The 20,525-nt window shown below is 73.0% G+C and carries 18 protein-coding genes; 10 read left to right on the forward strand and 8 right to left on the reverse strand.

The window, feature by feature from the left end; genetic code table 11:
* Positions 1 to 197: 197 nt before the first annotated feature.
* The 3 genes from ACQP2P_RS13670 to ACQP2P_RS13680 are packed head-to-tail and all read right to left on the reverse strand — an operon-like array spanning position 198 to position 4,014.
* Entirely contained in the window at positions 198 to 2,516 is a 2,319-nt protein-coding gene (locus ACQP2P_RS13670; RefSeq protein ID WP_433616095.1) for an EAL domain-containing protein, read from the reverse strand.
* Entirely contained in the window at positions 2,513 to 3,604 is a 1,092-nt protein-coding gene (locus ACQP2P_RS13675) for a type III PLP-dependent enzyme (RefSeq protein WP_433616096.1), read from the reverse strand. The genes ACQP2P_RS13670 and ACQP2P_RS13675 overlap by 4 nt, the downstream gene beginning before the upstream one ends.
* Positions 3,601 to 4,014, reverse strand: a complete 414-nt coding sequence (locus ACQP2P_RS13680; RefSeq protein WP_433616098.1) for a hypothetical protein — start codon at positions 4,012 to 4,014, stop codon at positions 3,601 to 3,603. The genes ACQP2P_RS13675 and ACQP2P_RS13680 overlap by 4 nt, the downstream gene beginning before the upstream one ends.
* Before the next feature lie 592 nt (positions 4,015 to 4,606).
* Here ACQP2P_RS13680 and ACQP2P_RS13685 point away from each other — a divergent pair.
* A complete protein-coding gene (locus ACQP2P_RS13685) occupies positions 4,607 to 5,488 on the forward strand; it encodes a TIGR03560 family F420-dependent LLM class oxidoreductase (protein WP_433616099.1) in 882 nt (293 codons plus the stop codon).
* Between the two features lie 23 nt (positions 5,489 to 5,511).
* Here the strand turns inward: ACQP2P_RS13685 and ACQP2P_RS13690 are convergent, their stop codons facing one another.
* Positions 5,512 to 6,366 (reverse strand): SAM-dependent methyltransferase, encoded by an 855-nt coding sequence (locus ACQP2P_RS13690; protein ID WP_433616101.1) that lies wholly within the window; start codon positions 6,364 to 6,366, stop codon positions 5,512 to 5,514.
* A gap of 122 nt (positions 6,367 to 6,488) precedes the next feature.
* Between ACQP2P_RS13690 and ACQP2P_RS13695 the strand changes: the two genes are divergently transcribed.
* From ACQP2P_RS13695 to ACQP2P_RS13705, 3 genes are all read left to right on the forward strand, one after another.
* Positions 6,489 to 7,490, forward strand: a complete 1,002-nt coding sequence (locus tag ACQP2P_RS13695) for a LacI family DNA-binding transcriptional regulator (protein ID WP_433616102.1) — start codon at positions 6,489 to 6,491, stop codon at positions 7,488 to 7,490.
* Between the two features lie 111 nt (positions 7,491 to 7,601).
* Positions 7,602 to 9,794 (forward strand): ricin-type beta-trefoil lectin domain protein, encoded by a 2,193-nt coding sequence (locus tag ACQP2P_RS13700; protein ID WP_433616104.1) that lies wholly within the window; start codon positions 7,602 to 7,604, stop codon positions 9,792 to 9,794.
* A gap of 14 nt (positions 9,795 to 9,808) precedes the next feature.
* Positions 9,809 to 11,998, forward strand: coding sequence for a carbohydrate-binding protein (locus ACQP2P_RS13705; protein ID WP_433616106.1), 2,190 nt, complete (start codon positions 9,809 to 9,811; stop codon positions 11,996 to 11,998).
* 130 nt (positions 11,999 to 12,128) lie between these two features.
* On the opposite strand, the gene ACQP2P_RS13710 is transcribed toward ACQP2P_RS13705, so the two are convergent.
* Positions 12,129 to 13,367, reverse strand: a complete 1,239-nt coding sequence (locus ACQP2P_RS13710) for a glycosyltransferase (RefSeq protein ID WP_433616107.1) — start codon at positions 13,365 to 13,367, stop codon at positions 12,129 to 12,131.
* Positions 13,368 to 13,381: 14 nt separating this feature from the next.
* Complete coding sequence (locus tag ACQP2P_RS13715) at positions 13,382 to 13,882, reverse strand: flavin reductase family protein (RefSeq protein WP_433616109.1); 501 nt, start codon at positions 13,880 to 13,882, stop codon at positions 13,382 to 13,384.
* A gap of 141 nt (positions 13,883 to 14,023) precedes the next feature.
* On the opposite strand from ACQP2P_RS13715, the gene ACQP2P_RS13720 reads away from it, so the two are divergent.
* The gene (locus ACQP2P_RS13720; RefSeq protein ID WP_433616111.1) at positions 14,024 to 15,004 is read left to right on the forward strand and encodes a hypothetical protein; all 981 of its coding nucleotides are present in this window, start codon (positions 14,024 to 14,026) and stop codon (positions 15,002 to 15,004) included.
* Here ACQP2P_RS13720 and ACQP2P_RS13725 read toward each other — a convergent pair.
* The gene (locus tag ACQP2P_RS13725) at positions 15,001 to 15,837 is read right to left on the reverse strand and encodes an MBL fold metallo-hydrolase (RefSeq protein ID WP_433616113.1); all 837 of its coding nucleotides are present in this window, start codon (positions 15,835 to 15,837) and stop codon (positions 15,001 to 15,003) included. The genes ACQP2P_RS13720 and ACQP2P_RS13725 overlap by 4 nt on opposite strands.
* 76 nt (positions 15,838 to 15,913) lie before the next feature.
* On the opposite strand from ACQP2P_RS13725, the gene ACQP2P_RS13730 reads away from it, so the two are divergent.
* On the forward strand, positions 15,914 to 16,414 hold the full coding sequence (locus ACQP2P_RS13730) for a winged helix-turn-helix transcriptional regulator (protein WP_433616115.1): 501 nt from the start codon (positions 15,914 to 15,916) through the stop codon (positions 16,412 to 16,414).
* On the opposite strand, the gene ACQP2P_RS13735 is transcribed toward ACQP2P_RS13730, so the two are convergent.
* The gene (locus ACQP2P_RS13735) at positions 16,401 to 16,799 is read right to left on the reverse strand and encodes a hypothetical protein (RefSeq protein ID WP_433616117.1); all 399 of its coding nucleotides are present in this window, start codon (positions 16,797 to 16,799) and stop codon (positions 16,401 to 16,403) included. The two genes, ACQP2P_RS13730 and ACQP2P_RS13735, sit on opposite strands and share 14 nt — an antisense overlap.
* Positions 16,800 to 16,842: 43 nt before the next feature.
* Between ACQP2P_RS13735 and ACQP2P_RS13740 the strand changes: the two genes are divergently transcribed.
* From ACQP2P_RS13740 to ACQP2P_RS13755, 4 genes are all read left to right on the forward strand, one after another.
* Positions 16,843 to 17,634: an SDR family oxidoreductase gene (locus ACQP2P_RS13740; protein WP_433616119.1), complete on the forward strand. Its 792-nt coding sequence runs from the start codon at positions 16,843 to 16,845 to the stop codon at positions 17,632 to 17,634.
* Between the two features lie 91 nt (positions 17,635 to 17,725).
* Positions 17,726 to 18,415, forward strand: a complete 690-nt coding sequence (locus ACQP2P_RS13745) for a hypothetical protein (RefSeq protein WP_433616121.1) — start codon at positions 17,726 to 17,728, stop codon at positions 18,413 to 18,415.
* Between the two features lie 54 nt (positions 18,416 to 18,469).
* The gene (locus ACQP2P_RS13750) at positions 18,470 to 19,192 is read left to right on the forward strand and encodes a DUF1775 domain-containing protein (RefSeq protein ID WP_433616122.1); all 723 of its coding nucleotides are present in this window, start codon (positions 18,470 to 18,472) and stop codon (positions 19,190 to 19,192) included.
* A 164-nt stretch (positions 19,193 to 19,356) separates the two neighbouring features.
* The gene (locus ACQP2P_RS13755) at positions 19,357 to 20,427 is read left to right on the forward strand and encodes a Pecanex-like protein 1 (protein WP_433616124.1); all 1,071 of its coding nucleotides are present in this window, start codon (positions 19,357 to 19,359) and stop codon (positions 20,425 to 20,427) included.
* Positions 20,428 to 20,525 lie beyond the last annotated feature (98 nt).

Here is a 20,525-nt window from a genome sequence, read left to right on the forward strand (position 1 = left end):
CGGCGACCGTCGCGGCCGGCGCCGCAGGCAGTCGCGGTCGCCCCGGACGAGCGGCACCTGTACGTCACCCGGCAGGTACGTCACCGCGGAGAACGGTGGCAACTCGCCGTTGATCGCCAACCGCACGCAGGCCGGAGCGTGGGAGGAGTTCGCCGGCCTGGCCTAGGGGCGTGGCGGCCGGTGAGCGCGGGCCCCGCCTACACGCGCTCCCGCCGGCGGTCGGCGGCCGGGTGCAGCGAGGACAGCCACGCCGGCAGGGCCTCGACGCTCAGCGGCTCGCCGGGCACCCGGCCCTGGCCGCCGGCGCACCCCGACAGGGTCACCGCGTCGGCCATCTCGCGGGAGTCGACGCCCTCGGCGACCACGGTGATGCCGAGCGAGCGGGCCAGCTCCACGGTCGAGCGGACGACCACCGCGTCCTGCGGGCTGTTCGCCATCGGGGCGACGAAGGCCGGGTCGAGCTTGAGCTCGTCGACGGGCATGCTGCGCAGGCGGGCCAGCGACGGGGCCGAGCGGCCGTAGTGGTCCAGGGCCAGGCGGACGCCGAAGTGGCGGAACTGGCCCAGCGCGGTCGCGGTGCGGCGGGCGTCGATGAGCATCACCTCCTCGGCGATCTCCAGCGTGAGCGCCGCGGGCGGGACGACGAGCTTGTTGACCATTTTGGCCACGTCGTAGGGCAGGCGGGAGTCGAGCACGTCCGCGGCGCAGATGTCGGCCGCGACGCCGAGCTCGTAGCCCTGCCGGCGCCAGTTCGCGCAGCTCTCCAGCGCCGAGCGGAGCAGGAACCGGGTGAGCTGGCGGGTCAGGCCGACCTGCATGGCCAGGCGCTGCAGCACCTCGGGCTCGATCCAGCCGTGGACGGGGTGCCGCCAGCGCAGCAGCGCCTCCAGGGCCACCGGGCGGCGGGTGCTCAGATCGACCTTCGGCTGGTAGTACACGAAGAACTGCTCCTGCTCGACGGCCCGCAGCAGGTCCGGGAGCAGGTGCGAGCCGACGTCGCCGCGGTGGCCGGGGTCGTAGATCTCGACCTCGGAGCGGCTCGCCTTGGCCTCGTGCAGGGCGTCGGCGGCGCAGCGGATCAGCTCGGCGGAGGCGGTCGCGTGCGTGGGGGCGAGGGCGACGCCGGCGCTGAGCTCGATCTGCACCGGCACCGGGCCGGCCGGCACCGGCGCGGCCAGGCTGCGCAGCAGCAGCTCGGTGTCGCGGGCGATGCTGTCGGCGGTGCCGGCGGAGACCGTGCGCAGGATGGCGATCTCGGCGCCGCCCAGGCGCACCGCGACCGCCTCCGGCGGCAGGGCCCGCTGCAGCCGGGTGCCGACCGCGTTGAGGATCACGTCGCCGGCGGTGTAGCCGAGGATGCGGTTCATCTCGTGCAGGTGGTCGACGCTGACGATGGTCATCGGCAGCACGGCGCCCCGGGGCAGGCTCGCCAGCATGCTGGGCAGGGCGGAGTCCAGCACGCGGCGGTTGCCCAGGCCGCTGATCTCGTCGGTGGCGGCCTCGCGGCGGGTGCGGGTCAGCTCGCGGGTCTGCTCGAAGGTGAGCGCGGTGCGGATGCCGGCCGCGAGCAGGCAGCCGCTGGCCATGACGATGGTGACCGGGTGCAGGTGGACGAAGGTGCCGACGATGAGCACGCCCAGGGCGCACAGCGAGAACAGGATCGGCACCAGCAGGGCCGCGAACCCGCGCACCTCGTCGAAGGAGCGCCGGCGGTGGACCGAGCCGGCCAGTGCCATCAGGGTGAGGCCGATCATCCAGGTGCCGTCGGGCCAGCTGCCGTCGGTGTAGGTGTTGTCCGACAGGCCGAAGAGGTAGGCGGTGTCGGCCGCGGTGAAGGCGGCGGCGCCGAGGGCGGCCAGCCACCAGACGGGGTCGTTGCGCCAGCGGACCATCGCCAGGGCCGCGACCGCGACGACCATGAGGATGAGGTCGCCGATCGGGTACGCCAGGTTGGTGACGATCGCGGCGAGCGGCTTGCTCTCGTCGGCGTCGAGCAGGTCGTTGAGCGTGAACGCGGAGAACATCGCGCCGGCCGCGAGCGAGGTGACCACGCCGTCGAGCCACACCGAGGCCGGGAGCCGCTTCACGCTCGCGCGGGCGAGCAGGATGAACCCGATGTAGGCCAGCGGGTACAGCCCGACGTAGAACACGTCCGCGGGCGACGGGACCGGGATGGCGTTGGCGTCGACGTCGGTGAAGCTGGCCTGCCAGTAGACGTCGCCGGCCGCCCACGAGGCCACGCCGCCGCCGACGAACAGCCAGGCGACGCGGTTGCGGCGCACCAGCAGCGGCCGGGCCAGGGCGAGCAGTGCGGTGGCGATCAGCACGATCAGGTAGAACCAGGTGTCCAGCAGGGCGGGGCGCCGGCCGCCCATCGGGAACAGGGTGGTGAGCGCGTAGAGCACGCCCAGGCCGGCGATGGTCGTCCGGGCGACCCGCAAGAGCGGCGAGCCGAGCACCGCCAGGTCGGGGTCGACCTCGGCCGCGGGCTCGGTGGCGGCGTGGCTGCGTGTCACTGTTGGTCCCCGATTTCTTGAATGTCGACCGCCGGCGGCTCGAAGCCGTTGAAGCCGGAGGCGTAGACGGTGGTGTAGGCGCCGGCGCTGTGCAGGTACACCCGGTGGCCGGTGGCCAGCCCGTGCGACAGCTCGACGTCGAAGAGGATGGTGTCCTGGCTGTCGCAGGTCGGGCCGGTCAGCTGGCACAGCCGCCGCTCGGCGCGGCCGAGCTCGTCGCGGACCGGGAAGCGCAGCCGGTTGCCGGTCTCGAGGCTCTCCATGAGCCCGTTGAAGGCGCCGACGTCGAGGTGCACCCAGCGCCGGCCGTTGCGGTCGGCGACCCCGATGACGGTGGCGATCAGCGTGCCGGCCTCGGCGACGAGGGCCCGGCCGGGCTCCACGACGGCGTCCACCGGATACGGCAGGGCCCGCAGGCCGGCGTGGATGACCGCGGCGTAGTCCCCGAGCGGGGGCGGGTCGCCGTCGTACCGTGCCGGAAAGCCGCCGCCGAGATCGACCAGCCGCAGCCTTACGTCCTCGGCCGACAGCTTGTCCATCAGCTCGCCGACCAGCTCCAGCGGCGCCTCCCAGGCCCGCGGGTGCAGCATCTGCGAGCCGACGTGGAAGGTCACCCCGTGCGGGTCGAGGCCGCGGTCGCGGGCGTCGAGCAGGAGCTGGGCGGCGGTGTCGAGGTCGACGCCGAACTTGCCCTCGCTCGGCACCTCGCTGTGCCGGTCGGGCACGGCGATCCGGACGTACACCGAAGCCCCCGGCGCGGCCCGGCCGAGCTTGGCGAGCTCGTCGGCGGAGTCGAACGCGAACCGGCGCACGCCCGCGGCGAAGGCCCGGGCGATGTGCGACTCGGGCTTGACCGGGTTGCTGAACAGCACCCCGGCCGCGGGCACGCCGAGCGCGAGCAGCTGGTCGAGCTCGGCCGCCGAGGCGATCTCGAAGCCGCATCCGAGGCCGGCCAGGTGCCCGACGACCCGCGGGTGCGGGTTGCACTTCATCGCGTAGTGCACGGCCACGTCGGGCAGGGCGGCGCGCATCGCCCGGTAGGCGGCGCCGACCCGGGCCAGGTCCAGGACGAGCCGGGGCGCGCTCATGCCGGGCCGACCGCGATGGGCTGCGTGACCTCGGCGCCGGTGATCTCGACGGTGTCCTCCTCGGCCGCGGCCCGCATCCGCCGCCGGCGGCGGACGAGCTCGTAGCTCACGATGGCCACGCCGTAGAAGACGACGTCGGCCAGCAGCTTGCCCAGCAGGGTGCCGGACCCGATGCCGCCGGTGATGCCGGGGCCGAGGTACATGAACAGCGGCCGCAGGGTGGTCGAGTCGAGCAGTTCGATGAGCCCGAACTCGGCGATCAGCAGGCGCGCGGTCGACGCGGTGGTGCGTTGCAGCCCGTAGCCGCGGGCGCGTTCCCGGCGCCATTCCACGGTGGCGACGAGACCGTAGAAGCCGACGATCTCGCCGACCGTGCCGGCGAGTGCGGCGAGGACGCGATCGTGCGACAAACCGTACAGGACAGTGGTGGAGATAAATGCGCAAACGGTGCCGGAGATTTCCGCGGGGACGTAGCGACGAGCCCACTGCCAGCACTTCTGCCGCCATCGTTGGCGCGGCCCAATGGCTTCGGTCGCCATCCTCTGCTCGCCCCGTTCGAGCCACCCCTACACGCGACTGCGCCCAGGGTAAGAAGATTTCCGCCTCACTGCGCCGGGAAAGCTATCACGGATGCTCGATGGCTACAAAGCGCTGCCGGGCTCTACGGAGGGTAGTTTTTCGTCGCGCAATGATCCCGTCACATTCGATTTCCACGAGTCGGGTTCACGTTCGAGGCATTGATGCTGGTGAGCAGTGTTGGCGGGCTTTCCCGGTGCCGGGGAATGTGACGCGGCAAGTCGGACGTTCGGTCCGTCCAGTCGGTCCGAACGAGGCCGCATTCCGGATCGCCGCGAACCCGATCCTCCCGGGCGGCCGAGCCGTCGGCGGGCCGAGTGGAACCGGCCTCCCACCGCGGCGTTTGCTCCTGCCGGAGGAGGGAACCGGGCTCGCCCACGCTCCAGCGGCCCGGCGTGGCCGCGGGCAAGGTTGTATAGAGGAAGCATGCGACTTTCGATCTGGCCCGGCGCGGGGCAGCGGTACGACGACATCCTCGAGGTGGCGAGGCACGCCGAGGCGACCGGGTGGGACGGCGTGTACGTGGCCGACCACTTCATGCCCAACGCCGGGCCCGGCCGCGACCCGGACGGGCCGACGCTCGAGTGCGGCACGCTCGTGGCCGCGCTCGGGGCCGCGGTGCCCCGGGTGCGGATCGGGACGCTGGTCTACGGCAACACGTACCGTCACCCCGCCGTCCTCGCCAACATGGCCGTGACCGCCGACCACGTGACCGGCGGCCGGTTCACCCTCGGGGTGGGGGCGGGGTGGCAGGTCAACGAGCACGAGCAGTACGGCATCGAGCTGCCGCCGGTGCAGCAGCGCCTGGACCGCTTCGTCGAGGCGCTCGAGGTGCTGCACGGGCTGCTGCGCCGGCCGAGCACGACGTTCTCGGGGGAGTACTACCGGCTCACCGGCGCCGTGTGCAATCCCAAGCCGGTGCAGGACCCGCTGCCGATCCTCGTCGGCGGGGGCGGGGAGCGGCGGATGCTGGGGATCGTCGCGCGGTACGCCGACATCTGGAACACCTGGGGCCGCCCCGACGTGATCGCGCACAAGTCCGCGGTGCTGGACGAGTTCTGCGCCAAGCAGGGCCGCGACCCGCGCGCGATCGCCCGCACGGCCCAGGCGCTCGTGGTCGCCGACGGGCCGCTGCCGGACGTGCACTTCCCGGTCATCGGCGGCTCCCCGGGCGCGCTGGGCGAGACCCTGGCCGAGTACCGCGCCGGCGGCCTCGACGAGTTCATCGTGCCCGACGGCCTGCTCGGCCGCGGCGCGGAGCGGCTCAAGGCGATGGACGCGATCTTGGCCGTAGGCCGCGGCGTGTGAGCGTCAGCCGCGGGGCGTGAGCGTCAGCCGCGGGGCGTGAAGGTCAGCACGCGGTAGTGCAGCAGGCCGTTGAGCAGGCACCACTGCAGCGCGTCGCCGCCGGAGAGCATCTTCCAGTACTCGCCCGACAGGCGCAGCGGGCGGCCGGCGGCGACGAGCGCGGCGATGAACCGGTCGCGGGGGCGGCGCAGCTCCAGGTAGGGCGTGAGGTCCACGTCGCCGGTCAGCTCCAGGCCGTGCCCGGCGGCCGCGGCGCGGACCTGCTCGACGGTCAGCAGCGAGCCGACCCGCCAGCCGTCGCGGAACTCGGCCAGCCGCCTCGCCTCGCGGGGCGGGGCCGCGGGGGCGGCGGGGGACAGGAAGTCGTCGCACACGAGCAGCCGCCCGCCCGGCCGCAGCACGCGGGCCGCCTCGCGGAAGTAGCCGCCCGCGTCGGGGCTGTGCAGGAACGCCTCGATCGAGAACACGACGTCCGCGGTGGCGTGCAGATCATCCGGTACGTCCAGGTAGTTCCCCTCGCGGCACCGCACCCGGCCGGCGAGCCCCGCCCCGGCCAGCAGCCGCGTCGCCCCCTCGGCCTGCTTCGGGCTGATCGTGAGCCCCTCGCCCCGGATCGGCGCGCGGCCGGCCAGGTACATCAGGCTCGCCCCCAGCCCGCAGCCGAGGTCCACGACCGCCGGCTCGGCGACGCCCTCGGGCAGCGCGGCCAGGATGAGCTCGTCGACGTGGTGGAACGACTCGGCCCGGCCGGTCACCCCGGGCGCCCACACCGCGCGGTGGATCGACGCGCCGCCCTGCCCGAGCCGGTCGAACGCGGCCGTGTTCTGGTCGTAGTAGCGCCGGACGGCCTCGGCGTGGGCGGCGGTCGAAGTGGTCACACCCTTATCTACTGCCAAAGCGTCGGATCGGTTCAACGCGATCGCGCGGGTTACGCTGATCGGCGATGAAACAGGGTGCTGAAACAGAGCGGGAACAGTCGTCACGGGTCACCATCCGGGACGTGGCCGCGCAGACCGGTCTGTCCATCGCGACCATCTCGCGGGTGCTCAACGGCCGGGCGAATGTCGCCCCCGACACCCGCGAGCGGGTCCTGCAGGCGATGGGCGGGCTCGGCCGGCGCGCGCCCCGCCGCCGCGGCGCCGGGGTGCCCAAGGCCGACAACGGCGTCTACGTGCGCTGCCCCTACCTGCTCACCGACTACTTCGGGCTGATCGTCTCGGCCATCACCGAGGCGCTCGACGTGCACGGCATGCACGCCGTCGTCGACGCGGGGGAGTCGGCCTGGCGGCGCACCGACGTGCTGCCCACGCTCACCGGCTGGCCGCAGGTCACCGGGGCGATCCTGATCCTGCCGCCGGAGCCGGAGGGCGACCTCGAGCGGCTGCGCGACCACGGCTTCCCGTTCGTCGTGGTCGACCCGCGCACCGCCCCGCCGCGCGACGTCGCCGCGGTGTCCGCGGCCAACTTCGCCGGCGCCCGGCGGCTCATGTCGCACCTGGTCGAGCTCGGCCACCGCCGCGTCGGGATCCTCGGCGGGCCGCTGAGCTGGATGGCGATGAGCGACCGGCTGGCGGGCTACCACGCCCCGCTCGTCGCCGTCGGCGCCTACCCGGACGCCGGCCTGCTGCGCACCTCGACCGACCCGACCGTGGAGGCCGGCCGCGCGCTCGCCGGCGAACTGCTCGACCGGCCCGACCGGCCGACGGCCCTGGTCGCGTTCAACGACAAGATGGCCGTGGGCGCGCTGCAGGCCGCGGCCGAGCGTGGCCTGCGCGTGCCGGAGGAGCTCTCGGTCGCCGGCTTCGACGACATCGACGTCAGCCGCGCGACCCACCCGATGCTCACGACCGTGCGCCAGCCCCTCGGCGAGATGGGCCGCATGGCCGTGTCGCTGCTCAGCCGCATGCTGACCGGCCACGAACTGGACGCCCTGCACGTCGAGCTGGCCACCGAACTGGTCATCCGTGGCTCCACGGGACCCGCGTTGACGCGTGTTTCATAAACACTTACGCCACGACGCGAAAAAAGTTACAGCGATGCATTGACATGCCTCGGCCGGGGCGTGTTTCCTGGCGTTACCCCACCCTCCGCCAGGGAGAAGGAAGCCCCCGCCATGCACGCACCAGGACGAGTGCGGCGCTCGATGCTGCTCGCGGCCGCGATCACCACCGCGACCGTGGCCACCGTCGGCGCCATCGCCATGACCACCGCCTCCGCGGCCAGCACCGGCCAGATCACCAGCTCCGCCAACGGCAAGTGCCTCGACGTCACCGACGGCTCCACCGCCGACGGCAACCAGCCGCAGATGTGGACCTGCTACGCCGGCAGCGCCAACCAGGCCTGGACGCTCGCCGACAACGGCTCGGTCCAGGGCCTCGGCAAGTGCCTCGACGTCGTCAACGGCGCCACCAACGACGGTGCCGTCGTGCACCTGTGGACCTGCTACGACTCGGTCGCGAGCCAGAAGTGGTCGCTCAACGCGGCCCACGACCTGATCAACACCAAGTCCGGCAAGTGCCTGGACATCAAGGACAACAACCTCGCCGACGGGGCCAAGCTGCAGATCTGGACGTGCGGCGGCGGCGCCAACCAGAAGTGGAACTTCAGCGGAGGGACGAGCCAGCCGACCGCGACCGCCACCGGCGTGCCCAACAACCCGAACAACCCCGACCTCGGCCCGAACGTCACGGTCTTCGACCCGTCGATGTCCCAGGCCACCATCCAGAACAAGCTCAACTCCGTGTTCAACGGCCAGGTGAGCAACCAGTTCGGCAGCCAGCGCTACGCGCTGCTGTTCAAGCCGGGCACGTACAACGTCGACGCCAACGTCGGCTTCTACACCCAGGTCGCCGGGCTCGGCCTCACCCCGGACGCCGTGGTCATCAACGGCGCCGTGCACGCCGAGGCCGACTGGTGGCCGGACGGCTCGCAGAACGCGACCCAGAACTTCTGGCGCTCGGCCGAGAACCTCTCCGTCACCCCGAACGGCGGCCTGGACCGCTGGGCGGTGTCGCAGGCGGCCCCGTACCGCCGCATGCACGTGCGCGGCAACCTCGCCCTGTCCGACGGCGGCTGGTCCTCCGGCGGCTTCATCGCCGACTCCAAGATCGACGGGCAGATCCAGTCGGGCACCCAGCAGCAGTGGCTGACCCGCAACTCGGCGATGGGCAGCTGGAGCGGCTCCAACTGGAACCAGGTCTTCGTCGGGGCCACCGGCGCGCCCGGCAACAGCTTCCCGAACCCGCCCTACACCACCGTGGGCACCACCCCGGTCGTGCGCGAGAAGCCGTTCCTGTACGTCGACAACACCGGCGCCTACCAGGTGTTCGTCCCCGCGCTGCGCACCGGCTCCTCCGGCGTCAGCTGGGCGGGCGGCAACCCGGCCGGGACCAGCCTGCCGATCAGCCAGTTCCAGGTGATCAAGCCCGGCGACACCGCCGCGACCATGAACGCCGCCCTCGCCGCGGGCAAGAACCTGCTCGTCACCCCGGGCGTGTACCACCTCAACCAGACCCTGAACGTGACCCGCGCCGACACCGTGATCCTCGGCCTCGGCCTGGCCACCCTCGTGCCCGATGGCGGGATCACCGCGCTGAAGACCGCCGACGTCGACGGCATCAAGCTCGCCGGCCTGCTCTTCGACGCGGGCACCACCAACTCGCCGGTGCTCGCCGAGATCGGCCCGTCGGGCTCGGCCGCGAGCCACGCGGCCAACCCGACGAGCCTGTCCGACGTGTTCTTCCGCATCGGCGGCGCCGGCGTCGGCAAGGCGACCGTGAGCCTGCGGATCAACAGCAACGACGTGATCGGCGACCACTCGTGGATCTGGCGCGCCGACCACGGCTCCGGCGTCGGCTGGACCACGAACACCGCCCAGAACGGGCTGGTCGTCAACGGCAACAACGTGACGTTCTACGGCCTGTTCGTCGAGCACTACCAGCAGTACCAGACCATCTGGAACGGCAACAACGGCCGCACGTACTTCTACCAGAACGAGATGCCCTACGACCCGCCGAACCAGGCCGCCTTCATGAACGGCAGCACCCAGGGCTGGGCCGCCTACAAGGTCGCCGACTCGGTCACCACCCACGAGGCGTGGGGCCTGGGCAGCTACTGCTACTTCAACGTCAACCCCGGCGTCGTCGCCGCGCACGCGTTCGAGGTGCCGGCCAAGGCGGGCGTCAAGTTCCACGACATGGTGACCGTCTCGCTGGGCGGCACCGGCACCATCTCGCACGTCATCAACAACACCGGCGCCGCGGTGAACTCGGGCCACCAGGTCGAGTACCTGGTCTCGGGGCCGTGACCGGAAAGGACATCATGCGACGCATCATCACCGTCACCTCGACGGCGTTGCTCGCCCTGACCGTCGGGGCCGCGCCCGCAACCGCGGCCCCGGCGCATCGGGCCGAGACCGTCACCGGCACGTACTCGGCCGGGGCCGGGCAGGCGTGGAAGCCGCTGCCGGCGGTCAGGGTGGGCGACAACGCCGCCGTCGCCGCCGACGCGACCGTGGTGGTCGACCCGAGCCAGGCCCGGCAGCGCTACAGCGGCATCGGCTTCTCCCTGGACGAGACCAGCGTCTCGAACCTGTGGAAGCTCACCCCGCAGCAGCGCGAGGACGCCGTGCGGCTGCTCGCCGACCCGCGCACCGGGGCCGGGCTCAGCCGCTTCCGGCTCACCATCGGCAGCCCCGACCTCATCGAGCACCTGCCGTTCTGGTCCGAGGACGACCTGCCCGCCGGGGTCACGGACGACTTCGGGCTCAGGTACTTCTCCATCCAGCGCGACATCGACCTGCACATCGTCGACACCGTCAAGCTGATCCAGAAGTACAACCCGCGGGCCACGTTCTTCGCCTCGGCGTGGAGCGCGCCCGCGTGGATGAAGACCAACAACAAGTTCCTCGGCGAGGTCGCGCTGAAGCCGGGCAGCACCACCGACTACTACCAGGTCGGTAAGCTGCGCGACGACTGCATCGACGTCTTCGCCCGCTACTACGCCAAGTACGTGGAGGCCTACGCGCGCAAGGGCATCCGCGTCGACGCGCTCACGCTGCTCAACGAGCCCGGGATGGACGTGGTGTACCCGGCCATGGACATCAGCGTCGAGCAGCAGCAGAAGCTCGCGGTCGCCATGCGCAAGTACCTTCCCCGGGACGTCGACGTGTACGTCCACGACTTCAACTTCTGGGACTGGAAGGACCCCGGCAGCACCGAGACCAAGAACTACTACCGCATCCTGAACGACCCGGCCGCGCGCCGGGCCGCGGACGCGATCGCCTTCCACCCGTACTGGGGCGACCCCACCGTCATGCGCGACGCCTACGAGCAGACCGGCAAGCCGGTGCACATGACCGAGACCAGCGACCTCTCGCCGGCCACGATCCTGAGCTACTTCCGGCTCGACGCCAGCTCCTACGTGATGTGGGCGCAGGCGACCGACCAGGACGGCGGCACCCTGCACTGGACGCCGCTGCGCGACAACAACGTCGACTGGGACCAGATCGCGGCCACCACCAAGTGGCCCGACCGCCTGGTGAAGGTCGACACCACGTCCCGCACGTTCACGGTCCGCGACGAGCTCTACGCCATGGGGCAGTTCGCGAAGTACCTCACCCCGCGGCACACCCGCGTCGAGTCCAGCGCCACGGCGAACGGGATCGGCAACGTGGTGTACCGCGACGGCGACGACTTCGTGGCGGTCGTGGGCAACGCGAACACCACGGCCCGCAAGGTCCGCGTCGTGCTGGCCGGCCGGCAGTTCGTCGAGACCGTGCCCGCGGGCGCGTACGCGACGTTCCGCTGGCACGCCGAGGTGCCCTCACCGCGCGGCAACCACGCGCCGGTGCTGGCCGCGGTGCCGGACGTGGTCGCGGACCAGTACACGACGACCACCTTCCAGCTGCGGGCCACCGACCGCGACCGGGACGCGCTCGCGTTCTACGCGGTCGACCTGCCCGACGGCGTGAGCGTGGACGCCGCGACCGGCACCGTGAGCCTGCACCCGACGACGGCGGGCACCCTGAACCTGGCGTTCCGGGTGACCGACGGCGCCGCGAGCTCCCAGGTGTCCGTGCACGTGACGGTCAACCCGCACGGTGCGCCGATCGGGGAGAAGGTCGAGGCGGAGGCGTACGTCGCCGAGCACGGCTGGACCGAGGGCGGCGCGAACTTCGTGGAGAACAACCCCTCCGCGAGCGGCGGCAGGAACGTCGGGTGGACGGCGGCCGGCAACTGGCTGCAGTACCGCCTGGCGGTGGCCCAGGCCGGGACGTACGACCTGGAACTGCGCGTGGCGAACGGCTCCGGCGCGGCGGCGACGGACGCGATCACCTTCCGCGACGCGAACGACCAGGTCCTGTCGACGGTCTCGGTGCCGGACACGGGCGGCTGGGCGAACTACCGGTCCGTCCACACGACGGTCACCCTCCCGGCGGGCGACCAGCTCGTCACCGTGCACTGCGAGACGGGCGGCTTCAACCTGGACTACTTCCGGCTGAGCACCTGACGCGCACGCCCCCCGCGTCCGGCGCCGGAGCCGGCAGCGGACGCGGGGGGCGTGTCCCGGCGCCCCGCGGGCCTCGCGCTGCTCGCCGGGGCCGTGGCGCTCGCGGCGGCGACCCGGGTCCGGCGGAAGGTCAGGCGGTGGCGCTCGTGAGCCGTCCGAGCTCGCGCAGCACGGCCCCGGCACCGTCCTCTTCGGACAGCCGGGCGGCCAGGGCCCGCGCCCGCCGGCGGTAGCGCGGGTCGGTCACGGCGGCCGTGAGGGCGTCGGCCAGGCGGCCGGCGGTCAGGCGGCGGACGGGGATCGGGCCCGGGGTCACGCCCAGCAGCCGGAGGCGTTGCGCCCAGAACGGCTGGTCGACCATCACCGGGACCGGGACGTGCGGCACGCCCGCGCGCAGGCCCGCGGCGGTGGTGCCCGCGCCCGCGTGGTGGACGACGGCCGCCACGCGCGGGAACAGCCACTCGTGCGGCACCTCGCCGACGGCCAGGACGTCGTCGGCCTCGACGGTCAGGCCCGACCAGCCGGCGCTCACGATCGCGCGGACGCCCGCCCGGCGCACCGCCGCCGCGACCGCGGACGAGAGCCGGTCGCGGTCGGGGACGGGCATGCTGCCGAAGCCGACGTACACCGGGGGCGGGCCCGCGGCCAGGAACCGCTCGAGCTCGGGGGCCGGCGCGAACCCGGGCTCGGGGGCCGGCCACCAGTAGCCGACGGGGCGGTACCAGGCCGGCCAGTCCTTCGGGGTGGGCACGACGAGGGGGCTGTAGCCGTACAGGATGGGCCAGTGCTTCGCCTCCTGCGCGCGCAGCCAGGCCGAGGGGGTCGTCCCGGGCAGGCCGAGCTCCCGCCGCAGCTCGCCGACCACGCTGCGGAACGGGCGCTGGCCCGCGGTGAGCAGCAGGGAGGCGAGGCGGTGGTTGGCCCAGCCGCCCAGGTCTCGCCGGGTGAGCGCCGGGGGCGGGAACTCGCGCGTCGGGGTGAGCGGCTGCAGGTACACCCCGAGGCTGGGAATGCCCAGACCCTCCGCGATCACGACGCCGAACCAGCTCGTCGGCGTCACCAGCAGCACGTCGGCCTCGCGGGCGGCGGCCAGCATCGCCGTGGCCAGCGGGCGGGCGTGCTCGGCGACGACCTCGTGCACGGCCATCGTCATGCGCACCAGGCCGCGGTCGGCGAAGCGGGTGCGCAGCTGCTCCTGGGCGTCCATCGGCAGCAGGTGGAAGCGCAGGCCGTGCCCGCGCACGAGCGGCTCGAAGACGGCGTGGGTGGCGATGGTGACCTCGTGACCGGCCTGCTGGAGCCTGACGCCGAGCCCGGTGTAGGGGGCCACGTCGCCCCGGCTGCCGATCGCCGTGATTGCGACTCGCACCGGGTCATCATCGCCTACTGGGGCTGCGGGCCCCCTGAGTGACGGAACACGTGGAACATGCGCCCGTGGTAGATGAGACGGGCGTCCTCGGCGCCCGTGAGCACGCTCGTCACCTCCGCGACCACGACCGTCGACGCGCCGACGGCCACCCGGTGCAGGGGCACGCACCGCATCACCGCCTGGGCGTCGCGCAGCGCCGGCTCGCCCGTCGGCAGCGTCATCCAGCCCTGGCCGGGCGTGAAGCGGGGGCCGCCAGAGCGGGCGAAGTCGTGCGCGAGGTCGGCGTGCCCGGCCCCGAGGAGGTTCACGACGAGGCTGGGCGCGTTGACGATGGTGAGCGCCGACGGCGAGTCCATGACCGAGAACGACAGCGCGGGCGGGGCGAGCGAGACCGAGGCGACGCTGGAGGCGGTCAGCCCGGCCGGCCCGTCGGGGCCGGCGACGGAGATGATCGCGACCCCGGTCGGGTAGCCCCGGAACGCCGCCTTGAACCCGGCCACCACGTCACTGTTCACTGTTCCTACCGTAAAACCTCAACCTGAGTTGAGGTCAAGAGCGCGGGACGCCGATCTATCGAGCGGCGCTCCGGCGTTCGGGTCGCGCGGTCTGGCGCAAGGCCGGGACCATTCCGGCACCGCCGTCGATAGCGTTCGGGCGTGTCGGATCCTCAGGACCCCGAGGCCGGTCAGCCCTCCGGCGATCGGGACCGGCTCGATCTGCTCGCCGGCGGCGCCGTGGCCGGCATCGTCGCCGTCGCCGCCGTGCTGGTGTTCGTCGTCGCCCCGGCGCTGCGCACCACGCGGGAGCCGGCCGTCGCGCCGTCGCGGCCGCCACCGGTCGCGGACCCGGCCACGCCCGGCGGGGAGCCGGCCGGGACGCAGCTCGCGTCCTACCCGGTGAGCGTGAACGGCGGCTCGGTGCCGCTGGAGGACGCCGCCCCGGACCACGCGCAGTTCGTCCAGCCGTGCTCGGCCGGCGACATCTGCCTCGACCCCGACTCGTCGTCGTTCGTCCCGGTGGGCCCGCAGGTGCGGCAGTACGTCCTGGCGGATCACGCGCTGCCGACATACCAGGGGTGCAAGTCGGCCACCGTGCTCGCCGCGCGCGTGCCGGTCGCCGTGGGGCAGACCTTCTGCGTGCTCAAGCCGGGCCGGGCGGTCGGGGTGGCGATCACGTCCGCGCCGCGCGCCGCCGGCGGCGCGGTCGCGTTCACCGCGACGGTGTGGGCCGACCCGCCGGGCTCTCCGGTGGTGCCCGCGCCGCCGCCGAGCGGGCCGGCCGCCGGGACGCAGGTCGGGGCGTACCCGGTGACCGTGACCGTGGGCTCGGTGCTGCTCGGCGACGGCGGCATCCTGATCGACAAGGACTGCGAGTCCGGGGACCTGTGCGTGGACGGCGACTTCGGATCGCTGGACCCGGTGGGCGTGGCGGTGCGGGCGTACACGCCGGCGGGCAATGCGGCGCCGACGTACCTGGGCTGCAAGACGGCGACCCTGGCCACCGTCCGCATCCCGGTGCAGGCCGGGCAGACGTTCTGCGCGCTGCGCCCGGGCCGGGTGATCGGTGGCACCGTGACCGCCGCGCCGCCCGCCGCGGGCGGGCCGATCATGTTCACGGTCACGATCTGGGCCGACTAGCCGCGGTCCTGCTCGCCCTTCCTGCGCTCGGCGAGGCGCTGCACCTGGCCGTCGTGCACGTCGCTCACCCACTCCCAGCCGGCCTTGGCCGACGGGCCGGCCCGCGGGTCGTCGGGGTCGCGGCCCTCGTGCAGGGCGAGCACGTACGCCCGGTCCCGCTCGATCCGAGCACGCAGCTCGTCGGCTCCGCCGACGGACCCGTGGCCGGGGACGAAGACGTCGACGCCGCCCGCCACGCCCTCCAGCAGCCGCAGCGCGGTGAGGTACTCCTCGATCGGGTCGGCGGCGCCGTGCAGGTCGAGCATCGGCACCAGGACGTCGGAGAGCATGTCGCCGGCGACGAGCACCCCGCGTTCCTCCACGAGCAGCGCCGCATGGCCCTGGGCGTGCGCCTGATGCTCGATGACCCGGGCCCGCGGGCCGTCCCAGGGGATCAGCACGGTCCCGGCGGGCAGGGCGGTGATCTCGCCGAGCAGGTCGAGCGGGACCTTCCCGGCGATGCCCGTCGGCTCCAGGTGCTCGGCGATGCGGGCCTTCGCGTCGGGGTCGGACAGCTCGTCGCGGATGGCGGCCGCGCAGCGGGCCGTGCCGTAGCGCGGGGCCGTGCCGAGCCGGGCGTGCCAGAGCAGGTGATCCCAGTCCGGGTGCGTCGAGAAGCCGGCCACGACGGTCTGGCCCGACTGCGACAGGTCGGCCGCGAGGCAGGACATCTCGTGGTCCTGCACGCCGGGGTCGACGAGCAGTGCGCCGGCGACGCCGTGCACGACCACGGCGTTGCTCTGGCAGAACTCGCTCTCGTGGACCAGCACGCCGTCCGCGATCGGTCTCAGCACGGGCTCACCTCGCCCCTCTAGTGGTTGCGATATGCAACCACTATATTGGGGGCGAGGTGCCTGTCAAGGAGGAGTCGTGGAACCACGGTCCGGGTGTCCGATCAACGCCGCCGTCGAGGTGCTCGGGGACCGCTGGTCGCTGCTCGTGCTGCGCGACGTGATCTTCGGCGACCGCCGCTACTTCCGGGCGCTGCTCACCGGATCGATCGAGGGCATCGCCTCGAACATCCTCGCCGACCGGCTCGTGCGGCTGGTCGAGGCCGGGATCCTCACCCGCGGCACCGCGGCGCGAGGGCAGCGCGCCCGCTACAGCCTCACCGAGGCGGGCATCCAGACGCTGCCGGTCATCTACGCCCTGGGCAACTGGGGCCTCGACTGGCGCGCGGGCAGCGACGAGCTGCGCACCCGCCAGCAGCTCATGCGCGACGAGGGCCCGGCGTTCGTCGAGGAGCTCATGGACGAGCTGCGGGAGCGCCACCTGGGGGCCCCGCCGAAGCCGCGCCCCGGCCCGGGGCCGCTGGAGCGCCTCGACGCCGCCTACGCCGCCGCGCGGGAACGCGGGCCTAGTCCGGGGTGAACAGCCCCTGGAGCCCGACGATGATGGCGACGACGCCGAAGACGGCCAGCAGCAGCGCCCGGCCCGTCGGCCCGTCGGAGGCGGGGGCGGGCTCCGGCGCGCGGCGGCCCGTGATGCGGTCCCACAGCAGGGCCAGCCCGACCCCGATGCCGACGATCTCGAAGTGGAACACGCGCGGCCCGGCGAGCAGGTGCATGAGCAGATAGGCCGTGCCCAGGGCGAGCGCGACGATCCCCACGATCCAGCCCTGCGGCGCGGCGCGGTCCGCGAACCGCCCGAGCTCGGCGCCGACGCGGGGGAGGCGGCGGATGAGTCCGATGGCGAGCAGAAAGCCCCCGGCGATGTTGGCCAGGTCGAGCAGCAGCGCCAGAATCACGCTGCGCATGCTAGCCGCACGCGGTGGCGCCCGGCGACGGTATGGTGCTGCGATGGATCGCATCGCGCTCGTCACCGGGGCGTCGTCCGGGATCGGGAAGGCGACCGCGGCGGCGCTGGCCGCGCGGGGGTATCGGGTGCTGGGCACCAGCCGCAGGCCCGAGGGGCTGCGCGCGGACGGGTTCGAGTTCCGGGCGCTCGACCTCGAGGACGACGCCTCCATCGAGGCGCTCGCGGCCGCCGCCGGTCCGGTGGACGTGCTCGTCAACAACGCCGGGGAGAGCCAGTCCGGGCCGTTCGACGAGCTGCCGATGGACGCGCTGCGGCGGCTGTTCCAGGTCAACGTGCTCGGGCCGGTCCGGCTCGCGCAGCTGCTCCTGCCGGGGATGATGCGGCGCCGGTACGGGCGCGTGGTGATGGTCGGCTCGATGCTGGCGTCGTTTCCGCTGGCGTACCGATCGTCGTATGTCGCCTCGAAGGCGGCGCTCAAGGGCTTCAGCGACGGGGCGCGGCACGAGTACTCGCCGTTCGGCGTGTGGCTGACGACCGTCGAGCCGGGGGCGATCAGCACCGGGATCAGCCAGCGGCGCACCAAGTACGTCTCCGACGCCTCGCCGCACCGCGCGGAGTTCGAGCGCATGCTGGCCGCGCTGGACCGCAACGAGCAGGCCGGGATCGCGGCCGGACCGGTGGCCGCGACGATCGTGAAGGCGATCGAGGCGGCGCGGCCGAAGGCGCACTACGCGGTCGGCAGCAACGCGCCGCTGGTGTTCCCGCTGCGCCGGCTGCTGCCGCCGGGGCTGGTCGAGAAGGTCACGCACCGCCGCCACGACCTGCGGCGCTGATCCTTGCGGCCGGGGTGGGTCCGGGCCTACTCCCGTCCGTGCACGGTCTGTCAGGATGGGCGGCGTGTCGATGGCCAGGAGAGCGCTGTGCATGGTGACGGCCGGTAGCGTCGCGGCGACGATGGCGCTCGCGGGGTGCACGGGCGAGGAGCCCGGCCCGCGGGGCGCCACCTACACGACCGCGATGCTGCAGGCCGGCGTGCTCGAGCCCGGCGACATCGGGCCGACGTGGAAGCGGCCGGCCGAGTCGGCGCCGCCCACGACGAGCATCACGCCGCTGTGTGCCGGGGTCGCGAAGCGGCCGCCGGTGCCCGGCTCGCCCACCGGCTCGGTCGCCGCGTCGATGGCCGACGAGGGCGACAAGGGCGCGCAGGCGTTCGACCAGCTGGGCCTGGTCTACAAGGACGCGGGCGCGATGGAGGCGGCGTTCGCGTCGCTGCAGGACACGATGGACGCCTGCCCGCCGAGCGCCTCGCGCAGCGCCGGGCCGCGCGACGGCAGCAGTGAGGCCGGCTACAGCGAGACGAGCACGATCGAGCCGCTGGTCTCCGGCGAGTGGAAGGGCTTCGTGACCGTGCGGCACAAGACGTACGAGGCCGCCTATCCGGGATCGGCCGACGTCGCGGTGGCCGTCGTCGGGCGGGGCAATGCGATCGTCGTCGCGAGCTACGCGGTGTACTGGGTGGGGGAGCACACCACCGGGCCCGAGTTCACCACCGACTGGCGGCGGATGGTCGGCACCGTCCTGAGCCGCGTCGATGCCAGGAAACCGGGAAGCTGAAAATATCTTGGGAACGGATTGAACCCTCCGGCTCCCGTCTGCGAACAACCCGGTGTGGAGCACAAGCAACGGTGGGCCGTCCGCGCCGTCATCGCCGGAGCCGGTGTCCTGGCCCTCGCCGGGATCGCGGCCCCCGCCGCGGCCGACGTGGTCGTCACGCCGACCGAGGCCGTGCAGGGCGACGGCGCCGACCTGACGCTGCGGATCACGAACGAGAGCCGGACGGCCTCGGTGACGGCGATCGACGTGCGGCTGCCGGCGGACAACCCGATCGCCGAGGTGTACCCGCTGTCGGTCGACGACTGGGCCCCCGCCATGACGAACGAGAAGGTCGACAAGCCCCTCGCGTCGCTGCACGGCTACCGGATCACCGAGGTCACCACCGCGATCACGTGGATCGCGATGCCCGACCGGGCGCTCCCGCCCGGGAAGACGACCGAGTTGTACCTCTCGATCGGCCCGCTGCCGGCCGTGGACCGGCTCGCGTTCGCGGTCGTGCTCACCAACTCCGACGGCACCCAGGCGAACCTCACGGTCCCGGCGCTCACGCTGAAGCCCGGCGAGGGTAACGCGCACGCGGCCGCCCACGGCGAGGCCGAGCCCCAGCCGCAGCCGGTGGCGCAGGCGGATTCCGGCGGCCCGTCATATCTGTTGTGGAGCCTGGTCGCGCTGCTCGGAATCGGCGTGATCTGCGTCGTCAGCGTGGTGCTGCAACATCGGCGGAAACCCGTTCCAGTGCCGGAGGAAGAACCGAAGGAAATGGTCTCCGCCAGCTGATCGGCCGCATCAAAACGGGTTTTGATACGGGCCTCTGCCTGCCCGGATGTGGGAGCTTTGGAACTTCTTTAGCCCGACTTAGTTTATGCTTCGATGGTTGACGACGGTCAATCACGAAATCTACGTTGGCTCACGCCGGACAAAGATTTGAGAGAGGTTCCGTCATGCAGCGCAGGAGCTTTTACGGCGACGATCCGGAGCGCCCGGCCGACGACGAGCAGCGGGCCCCGAACGCCCGCGGCAAGCGAGCGGTCACCGTCATCGCCGCGGTGCTCGCGTTCGTGGCGGGCCTCACGGTCACCCAGATCTCCGAGGCGGCCACCCGCCGGCCGAACCAGAACAACAACGCGTCCAAGGCGTGCCCGACCGCCACCGCCAAGGGCCCCGCGACCGGCGCCGCCGGCGGCACCTCGAAGGCCGCCCCGAAGCCGTCCGCGAGCTCCGCGGCCGCCGCCGAGGAGGGCGCCGACCCGGCCGCCGGCAGCGTCCCCAAGCCCGACCAGACCGCGGGCGACGTGAGCGGCGGCAACCAGAACGGCCGCCAGGTGACCAACCACATCGGCGACGGCCAGGTGAACGGCCGGCCGCAGTGGCGCCGCGTCAACCCGAACTGCCCGACCCCGCCGCCCACCCAGGGCGGCGGCGGCGCGACCGCCGTTCCCTCCGCCGGCAGCAGCACCGGCACCACGCTGGAGACGCTGGGCAACGACTGCAGCCAGAGCCGCCTCGCGGCGCACACCGGCTTCCAGGACGCCCCGCGCTGCGTGAGCACCGCGTTCGGCGAGGTCAGCAGCCAGGACAAGAACCCGACGCTGCTCATCACCCGCGCCCCGCAGCGGGTGCGGGTCGGCCAGGCGTTCACGATCCAGGTCAGCACCCGCAACCTGGTCCGCGACCGCTTCCTCGGCGCGGCGGCGGGCGGCTACTACCTCGAGAGCGCGTTCCTCACGCCCGACGGCCTGACCCGCGGCCACTTCCACACCGCGTGCCGCATGCTCGCCAGCACGCGCAGCGCCCCGGACCCGACCGTCGCCCCGGCGTTCTTCGTCGCGACGGAGGACCGCGGCGGCGGCGCCCAGCCCGACGTCGTGACCATCAACATCACCGGGATGCCGACGACGGGGACCGCCCAGTGCGCCTCCTGGGCCGGCGACGGCTCGCACCGCATCCCGATGATGCAGAAGGCGAACGAGATCCCGAGCTTCGACTCGGTGCGGATCACGGTCACCAACTAGCACCACCCAGGACTGGGCCTGAGCCCAGCGGCGGACGGCAGGGAACGCTGCCGTCCGCCGCTGCGTGCGGCCGTTCGATCTCACCCCGCCCGCGCCGG

Source organism: Dactylosporangium sp. CA-139114 (genome assembly GCF_050955725.1).
GTDB lineage: Bacteria > Actinomycetota > Actinomycetes > Mycobacteriales > Micromonosporaceae > Dactylosporangium.